Source organism: Rathayibacter sp. AC182 (genome assembly GCF_979253875.1).
Genome location: NZ_CEEDEK010000005.1, coordinates 975550 through 991339, shown reverse-complemented (window position 1 = coordinate 991339; position 15790 = coordinate 975550). Strand labels below are relative to the sequence as shown.

Below are 15790 nucleotides of genomic sequence, written 5' to 3'. Positions count from 1 at the left end.
GAGGAGACCACCATGACCATCGGATTCGCGCCCGACGAGATCGACACCGCCGCATCCACCCGCTCCGCCCGACTGAAGTGGGTGATCGTCGTCGACGGGTCGCTGCCCGCGGGCCGCGCGGTCAACGCGGCCGTCTGCGCGGCGGCGGCCACGTCGTCCGGAGTCGCGGGCCTGCTCGGTCCGGATGTCCCCGACGCCGACGGCTCGGTGCACGTCGGACTGCCCTGGGCGGGCTGCTCGATCCTGGTCGCCGACGCGGCGGCGCTCGCCTCCCTCCGCGCGAAGGCCGAGGCGCACCCCGACGTGTTCGTCGCGGACGTGCCGGTCGCCGCGCAGGCGACGCGGGTGTACGACGAGTTCCTCGCCCTGGTCGCGGGAAGCGGGTCGGACGTGGTCGAGTACCTGGCCGTGAGCCTGGTCGGCCCGCGGAACCGCGTCGACAAGATCGTGGGGCGGCTGCCGCTGATGCCGTGAGCGCGCCCGGTTCGCGTCGAGTCGCAGCCCGCGCCGGCAGCAGGACGTCGGCGCCGAGGGTGCACCCGGCGGCGGGCCCGCGGCAACCCCTGGGGACTCCCCGCAGCGCGCGCAGACTGGCCTGGACCCGCCGACCGGCGGGCGCTCTCCGATGGAAGCGAACAACCATGGACCTCGGCGGACTCCGGCGACAAGCGCCAAGGACTTCGCGAACAGCGACAAGGGCGAGAAGATGACCGATCAGGGTCTGGACAAGGCGGGCGACGCCGCGGCAAGGCCTCCGGCGGGAAGTTCGACGGCCAGATCGACGGTGCCGAGAAGGCCGCCGACCAGCGCATCGGCGACGAGTAGCGCCTCCGTCGACTCGACGTGAACGGGGCCCTGCGCACGGCGCGGGCCCCGTTCCGCGTCCACCCGGTCCTGACCGCTCGACCGAGTCGGCGCGAACGGGGCCTGCAGTCCACGCAGACCCCGGAGGGGGTCGACTCCGCGAGCGGTGGCCGGCCCAGGCGGCGCGCAGCGCCCGCAGCAGCGCCAGCACGACGACCGCCGAGCGGTCCGCCGCGTCATCGACGTGGGCCTCGAACTGCCCCGAGCGCAGAGGTCCGAGATGCCGCGCACCGAGACGAACGGCACGCCGTGCACGTGCGCCGTCTGCGCGAGCGACACCGACTCCATGTCGGTCGCGAGCGCCGCGGGGAACGCTCCGCGCACGCGCTCGACGTGGTCGCCCGAGACGAAGACGTCCCCCGACACGATCAACCCGCGACGCACCGGGACGGCACCGTTCGGCACCTCCGCGACCAGCTCGGCCGCCAGGGCGGGGGCGTGCCCGGAGTAGCGCGCCGGCATGCCGGGGACCTGCCCCAGCTCGTAGCCGAAGGCCCGGGCGTCGGCGTCCGTCTGCACGTACTCGTCGCCGACGACCACATCGCCGACCCGCACCTCCGCGCCCAGCCCGCCGGCCGAGCCGGCGCTGATCACCAGCGGCGACGGATCCTGGAGGACCGCGGCCGTCAGTCCGCCCGCCGCGTTCACGAGGCCCACGCCCGTGCGCACGAGCAGCACGGTGCCGCCGTCGATCTCGAGGTCGTACTGCAGAGCGTTGCCGACGGTCCGCGGCTCGGAGGCGCGCTCGGCCTTCTCGAGGAACGGCTGCGCCTCCTCGTCCATCGCCACCAGGACGATCGCGTCGCTCACGCGGTCACCGTCTCCCACTCGGAGCGCTGCGCGAGGAACGCGCGCGCCGCCTCCTGAGCGCCCCTCGAGCGAGTGGTTGGCCCCCAGCCGCACTGCGTCCTCGCTGGCGGCGGGGACCTCGTCGGCCTCGGTGATGTCGCGGAGGGTGTCCTCGACGAGCGAGAGCACCTCGGGCAGCCTCGGGCTTCGCCCGAGAGGATCAGGTAGAAGCCGGTCTGGCAGCCCATCGGCGAGAAGTCGACGACGCGGTCGGAGTGGTTGCGCGACTTCTCGGCGAACAGGTGCTCGAGGGAGTGCACGGTCGGCATCTCGAGGTGGGTGCGGTTGGGCTGGGTGAAGCGCACGTCGTACTTCACGAGGTGGTCGCCGCCCGGCAGCGTCTTGGCGTCGGCGAGGCGCACGTACGGCGCGGCGACGGTGCGGTGATCGAGGTTGAACGACTCGACGTTCATGCGCGGCTGATCCACGGGTTCTCCTTCGCTGGGGGTCCTCCCATTCTCCTCCGCCCGCACCGGGGAACCCCGAACCGTCGAGACATCCCGCAACAGCCGGTTCCCTCGACGGTCCGGGGTTCCCTCACGGCGCACACCGCAACCCCTGTTGTCGCGGGCCCCGGCGGAGTGCGCTGGGGGCATGCGCGAAATGAAGTTCGTCAAGCTCGTCAGCCGCCTCGAGAACGCCGCCGCCCTCGACCCGCTCGTCGGGCGCGTGAAGAACGTCGTGAACGCGGTCGTCCGCTCCTCAGCCGGTGCGCGACGTTCTGCACGGCGTCCCGGTCGGGCACCCCGTGCATCCGCTGCTCGTCCTCGTCCCTACCGGCGCCTGGGTGTCGGCCGCGGTCCTGGACCTCCTGCCCGGCAACGACCGCGCCGCCCGCGCCCTGGTCGGGCTGGGAGTGGTCAGCGTCCTGCCGACCGCCGCGACGGGCTGGACGGACTGGTCCGAGCTGCACGAGCAGCAGACCCGCGTCGGACTCGTCCACGCCACCGCCAACATCGTCGCGACGGCCCTCTACGCGGCCTCCTTCATCGAGCGCGGGCGCGGCCACCGCACGAGCGGGAAGGTCCTGGGCATGCTGGGCCTGGCCGTCGTCTCGGGCGGCGGGTACCTCGGCGGGCACCTCAGCTACCGGCAGGCGTCCGGAGCGAACCACACCGAGGACGTGCCGCACCGCTTCCTCGCCGGCTGGCAGGAGCTGGCCTCCGAGCGAGCTGCCCGAGAAGGAGCTCGTGAATAAGGTCGTCGCCGGCACTCCGCTGCTCGCCTTCCGCCACGGCGGGAAGGTGAACGTGCTGTCGAACGTCTGCAGCCACCTCTCGGGCCCCCTCGACGAGGGCGAGCTGCAGGAGGCGAAGGACGGCGAGGCCTGCGTCTCGTGCCCCTGGCACGGCAGCTCCTTCTCCCTGGAGTCGGGCGAGGTGCTCCGCGGCCCCGCCACGTCGCCCCAGCCGAGGTTCGAGACCCGCGTCACCGAAGGTGTCGTGGAAGTGCTGCTCCCGCACGCCGGCTGACGCCTGTACCGGGACGGGTGGATCTCGATGCGCGGGCTACTCGATCACCGGAGAACCGCATGTCGAGCACCGTCGGCGCTGGTCGATCAGGCCGAAGGGGCGTATCGAGAACCCCCTCACACCCCCGGAACGAACCGGTACCCCATCCCCGCCTCCGTCAGCAGGTACCGCGGATGCGACGGATCCGGCTCGAGCTTCTTCCGCAGCTGCGCGAGGTACAGCCGCAGGTAGCCCGTGTCGGTGACGTGTGCGGGCCCCCAGATCTCGTCCAGGAGCGAGCGTCGCGTCACCAGCTTCCCCGCGTTCCTCACCAGGATCTCGAGCACCTGCCACTCCGTCGGAGTGAGCCGCACCCCGCGCCCGCCCGCGTCGCGCTCTTGGCGACCAGGTCGATCGTCACGTCGCCGATCACCACGAGCGGCTCGCCGTCGGCCGGCTGCACGCGCCGCGACAGCGCCCGGATGCGCGCGAGCACCTCGTCCATCGAGAACGGCTTGGTCACGTAGTCGTCCGCTCCGGCGTCGAGCGCGTCGACCTTGTCGGCCGCCCCCGTCCGCCCCGACACCACGAGGATCGGCGCGCTCGTCCAGCCGCGCAGCGCGTGGATCACCTCGACGCCGTCGAGCCGCGGCATGCCCAGATCGATCATGTAGAGGTCCGGATGCTCGTCCACCGCGCGGTTCACCGCCTCCGTCCCGTCTCCCGCCGTCACCACCTCGTAGCCGCGGGCGGTCAGGGTGATGCGCAGCGCCCGCAGGATCTGCGGGTCGTCGTCGGCGATCAGGATCTTCACGCGTCCTCCTCAGGAGCGATGGGAGCAGGAGCGGCCGGAGCCAGCGGCAGCGTCACCACCATCGTCAGCCTCGCCCCCCGGGGTGTCCTCGGTCTCGAGCGTGCCGCCCATCCCCTCCGTGAACTCCCTTCGACAGTGCGAGCCCCAGCCCCAGCCCGGTCAGGTTGTCGTCGTCGCCCAGGCGCTGGAACGGCACGAAGATCTCCTCCTGCCGCTCGGGAGCGACCCCGGGGCCGTGGTCGACGATGCGGATCTGCCCCGAGCGGCCGAAGGCGCTGGTCGCGATGCGCACACGGGTCCCGGGAGGCGCGTAGCGCGAGGCGTTCGCCAGCAGGTTCACGATCACGCGCTGCAGGAGTCCCGCATCGGCGAGCAGCTCCGGCCCGTCGAGGTCCAGGTCGAGGTCGACCTCGCCCGGTCCGAGCCCCAGCTCGTCGAGCGCCGGCAGCACGACGTCGGCCGCGTCCAGCGGGGCGAGCGCCACGGCGAGCGCCCCCGCCTCGAGCCGCGTGACGTCGAGCAGATCGGTGACGAGGGCCGCCAGCACGGTCAGGCTCTCGTCGGCGGTGGCGAGCAGCTCCTGCCGGTCGCGATCGCTCCATGCGATGTCGGGTGAGCGCAGCCCGCTGACCGCGGCGGTCGCGGCGGCCAGTGGGCGGCGCAGGTCGTGGCTGACCGCCGACAGCAGAGCGCTGCGCACCCGGTCGGTCTCGGCCAGCGGAGCGAGCTCGCTCGCCGTCTCGGTGAGCGCCGCGTTCTCGAGGACGGAGTCGAGCTGCGCCGCGACCACCTGCAGCAACCGCCGCTCGCTCGCCTCCAGCTCGCGGCCGTGCAGCTCGAGCACGGCGCTGCGCCCGACCGGAACCGAGACCGGCTCCTCCTGAGGCTCTCCGTCGACGGCGACCACGGTCCCGTCGCGCACGAGCCGCACCCCCGTCAGCCCGAAGGCTTCGCGCGCGCGCTCGAGGATCGCCTGCACCGCGCCCTGGCCGCGGATGACCCCGCCGGCGATCGTCGCGAGCAGCTCCGACTCCGCCCCCGAGCGCTTCGCCGCCCGCGAGCGCCGTGCTGCCACGTCGACCACCGAGCTCACCAGCACCGCGTTGACCACGTAGAGGACCAGCGCGAGCGCGTGCAGCGGCTCGTCGACGGTGATCGTGTAGAGCGGATCGACGAAGAAGAAGTCGAGCGTCAGTCCCGAGAGCACGGCCGCGAACAGCGCGGCCAGATGCCGCCGACGAGCGCGACCAGCACCACGAGCAGCTGGTACGAGAGCACGTCGCTCGTGATCGACTCGTCGTTCCTGAGCATCGACAGCAGCCAGGTGAGCAGCGGTCCGCCGACGAGGGCGAGGCCCGCCCCGGCCAGCCGGCGCCGCACCGTCAGCGCGCCCGCGCGCCGGGGAGCAGTGCGCTCCGCCCCGCGGCCGAGTGGCTGACGATGTGCACGTCGATGTTGCCGGACTCGCGGATGACCGTCGCGCCGATGCCGGGGGTGAGCGCCGCGGCGATCCGGCTGCGGCGGCTGACGCCGAGCACCAGCTGGGTCGCGTTGACCGAGCGGGCGAACTCGACGAGCGCGCGCGGCACGTCCTCGCCGACGACCTGGTGGTAGCTGCCGCCGAGCGACTCGACCAGCGCGCGCTGCGCCTCGAGCAGGTCCGGCCGAGGGGTGCGCAGTCCGTCCGGCGTCACCACATGCACGGCCAGCAGGTCGCCCCCGGAGGAGCGCGCCGCGATCCGCGCCCTCGCCGCAGCAGCGTCTCGCCCTCCGGCCCTCCGGTGAGCGTCACGACCACGCGCTCGCGCGCCTCCCAGGTGCTGTCGATGCCGTTCTCGACGCGGTAGTCGCGCAGCGCGCTGTCGACCTCGTCCGCGCAGCCAGAGCAGGGCGAGCTCGCGCAGCGCGGTGAGGTTGCCGAGGCGGAAGTAGTTCGAGAGCGCCGCGTCGATGCGCTCCGGCGGGTAGAGCGCGGCCGTCGGCGAGCCGGTCGCGCAGGGCCTTGGGCGCCAAGTCGACGACCTCGATCTGGTCGGCGGAGCGGAGCACCGCGTCCGGGATCGTCTCGCGCTGCGGTGCCCCGGTGATCGCCTGCACCACGTCGTTGAGCGACTCGATGTGCTGGATGTTGACCGTCGAGAACACGGTGATGCCGGCCTCGAGCAGGGTGCGGACGTCCTCCCAGCGCTTGGTGTTCCGCGAACCGGGGGCGTTGGTGCGCGAGCTCGTCGACCAGCGCGATGTCCGGGCGGCGCTCGAGCACCGCCTCCAGATCCATCTCCTCGAGCGCGACTCCGCGGTGCTCGAGGCGGCGGCGCGGCACCACCTCGAGGCCCTCGAGCACGGCGGCGGTGGCCGAGCGGCCGTGCGTCTCGACCACGGCGACCACGACGTCGCGGCCCTCGTCGGCGAGCCGGCGGCCCTCCTCGAGCATCGTGTAGGTCTTGCCGACGCCGGGCGCCGCCCCGAGCAGCACGCGCAGGCGGCCCTTCGTCATGCTCCAGGCCTCACCTTCGGCTCGCCGGACCGGCCCCGGCTCGCGGGAACCAGCGGGCCGGTCGCGAGTCTACGAGCCGTGGCGCGGCGCGTCACAGCCGGGCCAGCGCGAGGTTCAGCTCGAGCACGTTCACGGTGGGCTCGCCCAGGTAGCCGAGCGCATCGCGGGCTGCACCGAGTTTCTCGACGAAGCTCGCGGACGTCGTCGACGGCGAGTCCGCGCGCCTGGGCGACCCGCGGTGCCTGCAGCAGGGCGTACTCGGGGCTGATGTCGGGGTCGAGGCCCGAGGCGGAGGCGGTCAGCGCGGAGGCGGGCACCTCGGCCGGGTCGACACCCTCGACCGCGGCGATCGAGGCGCGGCGCTCCTGGATCGCGGCGACCAGGTCGGCGTTCTCGGGGCCGAGGTTGCCGCCGCTGGAGGCGCCCGCGTCGTAGCCGTCGCCGGCGGCGGACGGCCGCGACTGGAACCACTCCGGCAGCGGAGCGCCGTCGGCGTCCGTGAACGACTGGCCGATCAGCGACGAGCCGACGACCCGCCCGTCGGCGGACACGAGCGAGCCGTTCGCCTGAGCGGGCAGGGCGAGCTGACCGACGCCGAGGACGACCAGGGGGTACCCGAGCCCGAGGACCGCGGTCATCACGATCATCGCGCGCAGGGCGACGGAGTAGGGGCGGAGTGACATGGTCTCTCTTCTTCCGGAAGCAGGGTGGGCCCCGCGAGATGCCACTCCAGTGAGCGACACCCCGGTGAGGGCGGACGCGAGTGGCATCTCGCGGGAAGGAACGGGTGTCAGAACCCGGGGATCGTCGCGACCACGAGGTCGATGAGCTTGATCCCGACGAACGGGGCGACGACGCCGCCGAGCCCGTAGACGAGCAGGTTGCGGCCGAGCACCTTCGAGGCCGACAGCGGCCGGTAGGCGACCCCCGCAGCGCCAGAGGGATGAGGGCCACGATCACGAGGGCGTTGAACACGATCGCCGAGAGGATCGCCGAGGCGGGCGAGTGCAGCTGCATCACGTTGAGCACCGCGAGACCCGGGAACACCCCCGCGAACATCGCCGGGATGATCGCGAAGTACTTCGCCACCGTCGTTCGCGATCGAGAACGTGGTGAGCGCCCCGCGGGTGATCAGCAGCTGCTTGCCGATCCGCACGATGTCGATGAGCTTGGTCGGGTCGGAGTCGAGGTCGACCATGTTGCCGGCCTCCTTCGCCGCCGAGGTGCCCGTGTTCATCGCCACGCCCACGTCGGCCTGCGCGAGCGCGGGCGCGTCGTTCGTGCCGTCGCCGGTCATCGCGACGAGGTCTCCCGCCCCCTGCTCGCGCCTGATCAGGGCGAGCTTGTCCTCGGGAGTCGCCTCGGCGAGGAAGTCGTCGACCCCCGCCTCGGCCGCGATCGCCCGCGCGGTCAGCGGGTTGTCGCCCGTGATCATCACGGTGCGGATGCCCATCTCGCGCAGCTCCGCGAAGCGCTCCGGCGAGACCGTCCTTGACGACGTCCTTGAGGTGCACGACGCCCAGCACCCGGGCGCCCGAGGCGTCCTTCACGGCGACGACGAGCGGAGTGCCTCCGCTGCCCGAGACCGCGTCGACCGTCTGCGCGAGCTGCTCGGCCAGGGGCGCGGCGAGCGGCCCCTCCTGCTCCACCCAGGCGCGGACCGCCGAGGCGGCGCCCTTGCGGATCGCGGTCCCGTCGAGCAGGTCGAGCCCGCTCATCCGGGTCTGCGCCGTGAACGGCACGACGACCGCGCGCTCGGGCTCGAGGACGACACGACCGGAGGCGATCGCCAGATCCACGATCGACCGGCCCTCCGGAGTCGGATCGCTGAGCGACGACGACGCGGCGGCGTCCGCGAGCGCGGCCTGCGCCACTCCCGCCACCGGGAGGAACTCGGTGGCCCGACGGTTGCCGTACGTGATGGTGCCGGTCTTGTCGAGCAGCAGCGTCGTCACGTCGCCCGCCGCCTCGACCGCGCGGCCCGACATCGCGAGCACGTTGCGCTGCACGAGGCGGTCCATCCCGGCGATGCCGATCGCCGAGAGCAGCGCTCCGATGGTGGTCGGGATGAGGCAGACGAGCAGCGCCACGAGCACGGGAACACTGACCGGCGCCGCCGCGTACGACGCGATCGGATTCAGGGTCAGCACGACGATCAGGAACACGATCGACAGGCTCGCCAGCAGGATGTCGAGCGCGATCTCGTTCGGCGTCTTCTGCCGGGAGGCGCCTTCGACGAGTCCGATCATGCGGTCGACGAAGGTCTCGCCAGGCTTCGAGGTGATGCGCACGACGATGCGGTCCGAGAGCACCTGGGTACCGCCGGTGACCGCGCTGCGGTCCCCACCGCTCTCGCGGACGACCGGAGCCGACTCTCCCGTGATCGCGGATTCGTCCAGGGAGGCGATGCCCCAGACGATGTCGCCGTCGCCGGGCACGAGGTCGCCGGCCTCCGCCACGACCACGTCGCCGAGCTGCAGCGACGAGGACGGCACCTCGCGCAGCTCCGCCGACGCCGCCGACGGATCGGCCGGGTCGTAGTCCAGGACGCGGCGAGCCGGAGTGCTGGTGCGCGTCCTCCGCAGGCTCTCGGCCTGCGCCTTGCCGCGGCCCTCGGCCACCGACTCCGCGAGGTTCGCGAAGACCACGGTGAGCCAGAGCCACAGGGCGATGCCCGCGGTGAAGGTGACGGGCACGGCCGAGCCGCCGGACGGCTCCGGCCCGCCGAGGAACGGCTCGGCGATCGCGAGCAGGGTGAGCAGCACCGCGCCGACCTCGACGAGGAGCATCACCGGGTTGTGCCGCATCAGGCGCGGATCGAGCTGGCGGACGGCACCCGGGAGTGCCGCGGCGAGCTGGCGCGGGCCGAACGCGGCACGCGCCGAGCGGGGAGCCGGAGCCGGCTCGACAGGCGGTGCGGTGAGAGTGGACGACATGATCAGAGCCCTTCCGCCAGGGGTCCCAGCGCGAGTACGGGGAAGTAGGTGAGAGCGGTGACGACGACCGTCACGCCCACGAGGAGGCCGACGAACTGCGGCCGTGCGGTCGGCAGGGTGCCCGCACTCGCGGGCACCGCCTTCTGCGCGGCGAGCGATCCGGCGAGCGCGAGGACCAGCACCATCGGCAGGAACCGGCCGAGCAGCATCGCGACTCCGAGGGCCGTGTTGAGCCACGGAGTGTTCGCGGTGAGCCCCGCGAACGCCGAGCCGTTGTTGTTCGCGGCCGATGTGAACGCGTAGAGCACCTCCGACAGCCCGTGCAGTCCGGGGTTCCAGATCGACGTGCTCTCGACGTCCTCGCGCACTCCGGGGATCGCGAAGCCCAGCGCCGTTCCGGCGAGCACGAGCGTCGGAGTGACGAGGATGTACAGGCTCGCGAGGGTGATCTCGCGCGGACCGAGTTTCTTGCCGAGGTACTCGGGCGTGCGGCCGACGAGCAGCCCGCCGACGAACACGGCGAGGATCGCGAGCACGAGCATCCCGTAGAGCCCCGAGCCGACCCCGCCCGGCGCGACCTCTCCGAGCATCATGTTCAGCATCGGCATCATGCCGCCCAGCGGAGTCGCGGAGTCGTGCATCGCGTTCACCGCACCGGTCGAGGTGAGCGTGCTCGCGCTGCCGAACAGCGTCGAGCCGGCGATACCGAAGCGCGTCTCCTTGCCCTCCATCGCGGCTCCTGCGGCCTGCGCCGCGGATCCGCCGCCGGCCAGCCCGAGCGCGGTGAAGGCGCCGAGCGACACGGTGAAGACCACGGCCATCGCGGCGAGGATCGCGCGCCCCTGCCGCACGTCGCCGACCATGCGGCCGAAGGTGCGGGGCAGGCTGAACGGGATCGCCAGCATGAGCACGATCTGCAGGAGATTCGTCCAGGCGGAGGGGTTCTCGAACGGATGCGCGGAGTTGGCGTTGAAGTACCCGCCGCCGTTCGTCCCCAGCATCTTGATCGCCTCCTGCGACGCGACCATCCCGCCCGGGATGCTCTGCGCTCCGCCGGTGAGCGTCTCGACCTCGAGGGGCGACGAGAGGTTCTGCACCACTCCGCCCGCGACGAGGACGATCGCGCCGACGACCGACAGCGGCAGCAGCAGGCGCAGGACGCCGCGGGTCAGGTCGACCCAGAAGTTGCCGAGCGTGCCGGAGGAGCGCCGCGCGAAGCCGCGGATCAGCGCCACCGCGACGGCCAGGCCCACCGCGGCCGAGACGAAGTTCTGCACCGCGAGCCCGCCGAGCTGCACGGCGTAGCCGAGGGTGAGCTCGGGGAGTACGACCGCCAGTTCGTGTTGGTGACGAACGAGACCGCCGTGTTGAACGCGAGCCCCTCGGGCACGGCGGGCAGACCGAGCGAGCCGGGCAGCACGGCCTGCAGCCGCTGCATCCCGTACAGGAGGAGGATCCCGACCAGCGAGAACGCGAGCACGGCGCGCAGGTACGCGCGCCAGCTCTGCTCGGACGAGGAGTCGACTCCGATCACCCGGTAGAGGCCGCGCTCGAGGGCGAGGTCGCGGCTCGACGTAGAGGCGGGCCATGCCGTCGCCCAGCGGGCGGTGCAGCAGGGCCAGGGCGAGGCCGACGGTCGCGACCTGGAGGACGGCGAGGAGTGTGTCCATCAGAAGCGCTCCGGTCGGACGAGGGCGACGAGCAGGAGCACCACGGCGCCGATCGCGAGGACCACGGCGAGGACATCGAAGACGATCACCGGGACTCCTCCGGCACGCGGGCCGCACGGGGGTCGGCGGAGCGACAGGAGGGCCGATCTTCTCGACCCCCTTCGCCGCGAGGCCGATGACGAGGAACAGGGCGAGCACGCCGAGGAGGTAGGCGAGGTCGAGCACGGAGGACTCCATCCGGAGGCGGACGGCGCTCGATCGAGCGCACGAGTCCCGATGCAACACCCGCCCGAGGCCCCCGGATCCGCTCCTCACGGTTTCCCTACGGCCCGCCGCCGAATGCTCACGGTTCCCCTACGGCGACGACCGTGAGAGCGGTCTCCCCCTGCAGCAGCGGGGGTGCTGCCGCGAAGGTCACGGTTTCGCATCGGTCCCCTGCGCGCTTTACAGAGGACACACTGCGCAATATGTTGTCTCCGTGGACAAAGCCCCTCGGGGCTCCCCGCCCCTCCCGGGCGACGACACGACGGCGTGCATCCATCCGTGCACGCTCTCGCGCCGTCCTTCTCACTCGGACACTGCTTTCAGAGAGGAATGCACTCCATGAAGTTCTCGCGTGGACTCACGACGCTGGCCACCGCCGGCATCATCTCCCTCGGCCTCGCCGCCTGCTCGGCCAGCCCCGCCAACTCCGGCGGCGCCGCGAGCGGCGAGAGCGCCGAAGGCGACTGCACCGTCGGCATCTCGATGCCCACCCGCAGCCTCGAGCGCTGGATCAACGACGGCGAGGGGCTCCAGTCCCAGCTCGAGGACGAGGGCTGCACCGTCGACCTCCAGTACGCCGACAACAAGACCGACCAGCAGATCTCGCAGATCCAGAACCAGATCGCCGGCGGCTCCAAGATCCTCGTGATCGCGGCCATCGACGGAGAGGCGCTCGCGCCGGTCCTGTCCGAGGCGAAGAAGCAGAACGCGACCGTCATCGCGTACGACCGCCTCCATCAACGGCACCGCCGACGTCGACTACTACGCGACGTTCGACAACTACAAGGTCGGCCAGCTCCAGGGCCAGTACATCGAGGAGACCCTCGACCTCGCGAACGCCGCGGGTCCCTTCACCCTCGAGCCCTTCGCCGGCAGCCCCGACGACAACAACGCCAAGTTCTTCTTCTCGGGTGCGTGGGACGTCCTGCAGCCCTACGTCGAGAGCGGCAAGCTCGTCGTCCCTCGGGCAAGTCGCCCGCCTCGAACGACGACTGGGCCTCCATCGGCATCCAGGGCTGGGCCTCCGACAAGGCGCAGTCCGAGATGGACAACCGCCTCTCCTCCTTCTACACGGGAGACCAGAAGGTCGACGTCGTGCTCTCGCCCAACGACAGCCTCGCGATCGGCATCGAGGCCTCGCTGAAGTCGGCCGGCTACGCGCCGGGCGCCGACTACCCGGTGATCACCGGTCAGGACGCCGACAAGGCCAACGTCAAGGCGATCCTCGCCGACGAGCAGTCGATGACCGTGTGGAAGGACACCCGCACCCTGGGCGACCGCGTCTTCCAGATGGTTCAGTCGATCGTCGCGGGCGAGGAGCCCGAGGTGAACGACACCGAGACGTACGACAACGGCGAGAAGGTCGTCCCCTCCTACCTCCTCGAGCCGCAGGTCGTCGTGAAGGACGACGTGCAGTCGACCCTCGTCGACTCCGGCTTCCTGAAGGCCGGTGACGTCGGGCTCTGATCCCGAGGCGGGGGCGGGGAGCGACGTCCTCCCCGCTCCCGCCCACCCCGTCCTCACCCACCACGACCACGAAGCGAGGCCCCGTTGGCCAGTCCCATCCTCATCATGCGCGACATCGTCAAGGAGTTCGGCGGCGGCGTCCGCGCTCTCGACGGCGTCTCGCTCTCGGTGCAGCCCGGCGAGGTGCACGCGATCTGCGGCGAGAACGGCGCCGGCAAGTCGACGCTGATGAAAGTCCTCTCCGGCGTCTACCCCACCGGCAGCTTCGAGGGCTCGATCGAGTTCGAGGCCGGGCGGCCCAGTACCGCTCGATCAACGACAGCGAGGCCGACGGCATCGTGATCATCCACCAGGAGCTCGCCCTCAGCCCCTACCTCTCCATCGCCGAGAACATCTTCCTCGGCAACGAGAAGTCCAAGCGCGGAGTCATCGACTGGAACGCGACGAACGCCGAGGCCGCGACGCTGCTCGCGCGGGTCGGCCTCGCCGAGAACCCCGCCACCAAGATCCTCGAGCTCGGAGTCGGCAAGCAGCAGCTCGTCGAGATCGCCAAGGCCCTCGCCAAGCGCGTGAAGCTCCTCATCCTCGACGAGCCCACGGCGGCCCTGAACGAGGGCGACAGCGACCACCTGCTCGGGCTGATCGACCAGCTGCGCCGCCAGGGCATCACCTGCATCATCATCAGCCACAAGCTGAAGGAGATCCGAGCGATCGCGGACACCGTCACGATCATCCGCGACGGCCGCACGATCGAGAGCTTCGCGATGACGGCGGAGCAGGCGAGCGAGAGCCGCATCATCCGCGCGATGGTCGGCCGCGACCTCAACACAGCATGTTCCCGCCGCCGCGATCCGCAGATCGGCGAGGAGAAGCTCCGCGTCGAGAACTGGACCGTGCACCACCCCGTCGACGTCGACCGCGTGGTCGTCGAGAACGCCTCCTTCACCGTGCGCGCCGGCGAGATCGTCGGATTCGCGGGGCTGATGGGCGCCGGCCGCACCGAGCTCGCGATGAGCATCTTCGGCCGCAGCTACGGCACCGGCATCTCGGGCCGCGTCTTCAAGGACGGGAAGGAGATCCAGACCCGCACCGTCGACGAGGCGATCCGCAACGGCCTCGCCTACGCGACCGAGGACCGCAAGCGCTACGGCCTGAACCTCATCGGCGACATCACCGTCAACGTCTCGGCCGCCGCGCTCTCGCGCCTCGCCCGTCTCGGAGTGATCGACAAGCACCGCGAGTACAAGGTCGCCGACTCGTACCGCTCGAAGATGAACATCAAGGCCCCGAGCGTCTCGGCCGTCACCGGCAAGCTCTCCGGAGGCAACCAGCAGAAGGTCGTCCTCTCGAAGTGGATCTTCTCGGGTCCCGACGTGCTGATCCTCGACGAGCCCACCCGCGGCATCGACGTGGGGGCCAAGTACGAGATCTACGGGATCATCAACGAGCTCGCGGCCCAGGGCAAGGCCGTCGTCGTGATCTCGTCCGAGCTGCCCGAGCTGATCGGGCTCTCCGACCGCATCTACACCATCTCCGAAGGCCGCATCTCGGGCGAGGTCGCCCGTGCCGATGCGACCCAGGAGCACCTCATGCACTTCATGACCGCAGGGAAGGACCAGGCCCGATGAGCGCCACGACCACCACAGCGCCGAGCGGCACGCCCGCGAACACGCCGTCCACGCCGCCGCGGCGCGGGCTCCGGATGAACGTCAACCTGCGGCAGTACGGCATCCTCGCCGCGCTCGGCGTCATCATCCTGCTCTTCCAGCTCCTGACCGGCGGGCGCCTGCTGCTGCCCGGCAACGTCAACAACCTGATCCAGCAGAACGCCTACGTGCTGATCCTCGCGATCGGCATGGTGATGGTGATCATCGCCGGCCACATCGACCTCTCGGTCGGCTCGGTCGTGGCGATGGTCGGAGCGATCTCGGCGATCGCGATGAACAACTGGGGCCTGCCCTGGGGGTCGCCGTCGTGGTGGCGCTGCTCACCGGAGCGCTGGTCGGCGCCTGGCAGGGCTTCTGGGTGGCATTCGTGGGCATACCCGCGTTCATCGTGACCCTCGCGGGCATGCTGATCTTCCGCGGATTCACGCTGGTGCTACTCACCGGCGGCACGATCAACGGCCTCCCGACCGCCTTCACCGCCATCGGGGCCGGCTGGCTCCCGGGCGTGCTCGGCGGCATCCTCGGCCGCGACGCGCTCACCCTCCTGCTCGGAGTCGTCGTCTCGGCGGTCCTCGTCGTGCAGCAGCTGCGCACCCGCGCCACGCTCCGCCGCCTGGAGCTGCCGCGCGAGCCGATCGCGTCCTTCTGGATCAAGGCCGGCATCGCGGTCGTCGCGATCATGGCCCTCGCCCGGCTGCTCGCGGGCTACAGCGGAACCCCGATCATCCTGATCGTGCTCGCCGCGCTGATCCTCGCCTACAGCTTCGTCCTCGGCCGCACCGTGTTCGGCCGCCACATCTACGCGATGGGCGGCAACCTCTTCGCCGCGATGATGTCCGGCGTGAAGACGAAGTGGGGTCAACTTCTTCATCTTCGTGAACATGGGCGTGCTGGCCGGAGTCGCGGGCGTCGTGAGCACGGCCCGCGCGGGCGGCGCCGTCGCCTCCGCCGGTCAGAACTACGAGCTCGACGCGATCGCGGCCGTCTTCATCGGAGGCGCGGCGGTGCAGGGCGGAGTCGGCACCGTGGTCGGCGCGGTCATCGGCGGACTCGTCATGGGCGTGCTCAACATGGGACTGTCGATCCTGTCGGTCGACGCCGCCTGGCAGATGGCCATCAAGGGCTTCGTGCTGCTCCTCGCCGTCGCGTTCGACATCTTCAACAAGCGGCGGGCGGGCGGCCGTAGCCGCTCCCGGACCGCCTCGGGCGGGGCCCTCTACTATGCACGGGGCCCGCCCGAGTCGTCCGACCGCGCCGCGGGCCGCACCGACGAGAGACGGATCAGCATGGCAGGAGCAGTCGGCGCGTCGA

Annotated in this window: 7 protein-coding genes and 8 pseudogenes; 7 read left to right on the top strand and 8 right to left on the bottom strand. The window is 71.4% G+C overall.

All coding sequences use genetic code 11. From position 1 onward, the window contains the following. Window positions 1-12 precede the first annotated feature (12 nt). Complete coding sequence (locus AC0CII_RS16075) at window positions 13-474, top strand: DUF2000 domain-containing protein (protein ID WP_465230019.1); 462 nt, start codon at window positions 13-15, stop codon at window positions 472-474. A gap of 240 nt (window positions 475-714) precedes the next feature. Here AC0CII_RS16075 and mtnN read toward each other — a convergent pair whose 3' ends face one another. From mtnN to AC0CII_RS16060, 3 genes are all read right to left on the bottom strand, one after another. After that, window positions 715-1674, bottom strand: coding sequence for a 5'-methylthioadenosine/S-adenosylhomocysteine nucleosidase (mtnN, locus tag AC0CII_RS16070; protein ID WP_465230018.1), 960 nt, complete (start codon window positions 1672-1674; stop codon window positions 715-717). Further along, a complete protein-coding gene (locus AC0CII_RS16065) occupies window positions 1671-2141 on the bottom strand; it encodes an S-ribosylhomocysteine lyase (protein ID WP_465230017.1) in 471 nt (156 codons plus the stop codon). Before AC0CII_RS16065 ends, mtnN begins: the two co-directional genes overlap by 4 nt. A 194-nt stretch (window positions 2142-2335) precedes the next feature. Further along, window positions 2336-2467, bottom strand: a complete 132-nt coding sequence (locus AC0CII_RS16060) for a hypothetical protein (protein WP_465230016.1) — start codon at window positions 2465-2467, stop codon at window positions 2336-2338. On the opposite strand from AC0CII_RS16060, the gene AC0CII_RS16055 reads away from it, so the two are divergent. Beyond that, on the top strand, window positions 2462-2911 hold the full coding sequence (locus AC0CII_RS16055) for a DUF2231 domain-containing protein (RefSeq protein WP_465230015.1): 450 nt from the start codon (window positions 2462-2464) through the stop codon (window positions 2909-2911). The genes AC0CII_RS16060 and AC0CII_RS16055 overlap by 6 nt on opposite strands. Further along, a complete protein-coding gene (locus AC0CII_RS16050; RefSeq protein ID WP_465230014.1) occupies window positions 2904-3185 on the top strand; it encodes a Rieske (2Fe-2S) protein in 282 nt (93 codons plus the stop codon). The genes AC0CII_RS16055 and AC0CII_RS16050 overlap by 8 nt, the downstream gene beginning before the upstream one ends. A 116-nt stretch (window positions 3186-3301) precedes the next feature. Here AC0CII_RS16050 and AC0CII_RS16045 read toward each other — a convergent pair. The 5 pseudogenes from AC0CII_RS16045 to kdpA form a co-directional block, all read right to left on the bottom strand. Then, a pseudogene (locus AC0CII_RS16045) lies at window positions 3302-3978 on the bottom strand (response regulator). Continuing rightward, window positions 3975-6475: pseudogene (locus tag AC0CII_RS16040) on the bottom strand (sensor histidine kinase). The pseudogenes AC0CII_RS16045 and AC0CII_RS16040 overlap by 4 nt, the downstream one beginning before the upstream one ends. Window positions 6476-6566: 91 nt before the next feature. Continuing rightward, window positions 6567-7158 (bottom strand): annotated as a pseudogene (gene kdpC / locus AC0CII_RS16035) (K(+)-transporting ATPase subunit C). Window positions 7159-7265: 107 nt separating this feature from the next. Beyond that, window positions 7266-9411, bottom strand: a pseudogene (kdpB, locus tag AC0CII_RS16030) (potassium-transporting ATPase subunit KdpB). A gap of 2 nt (window positions 9412-9413) precedes the next feature. Beyond that, a pseudogene (gene kdpA / locus AC0CII_RS16025) lies at window positions 9414-11081 on the bottom strand (potassium-transporting ATPase subunit KdpA). Window positions 11082-11684: 603 nt separating this feature from the next. Between kdpA and chvE the strand changes: the two are divergent. From chvE to mmsB, 4 genes and pseudogenes are all read left to right on the top strand, one after another. Next, window positions 11685-12812, top strand: a pseudogene (chvE, locus tag AC0CII_RS16020) (multiple monosaccharide ABC transporter substrate-binding protein). A 105-nt stretch (window positions 12813-12917) separates the two neighbouring features. Further along, window positions 12918-13354 (top strand): annotated as a pseudogene (locus AC0CII_RS16015) (ATP-binding cassette domain-containing protein); the annotation flags it as partial. 222 nt (window positions 13355-13576) lie between these two features. After that, a complete protein-coding gene (locus AC0CII_RS16010) occupies window positions 13577-14440 on the top strand; it encodes an ATP-binding cassette domain-containing protein (RefSeq protein WP_465230954.1) in 864 nt (287 codons plus the stop codon). After that, window positions 14437-15657: pseudogene (gene mmsB, locus AC0CII_RS16005) on the top strand (multiple monosaccharide ABC transporter permease); the annotation flags it as partial. The gene AC0CII_RS16010 and the pseudogene mmsB, both read left to right, overlap by 4 nt. Between the last annotated feature and the right edge of the window lie 133 nt (window positions 15658-15790).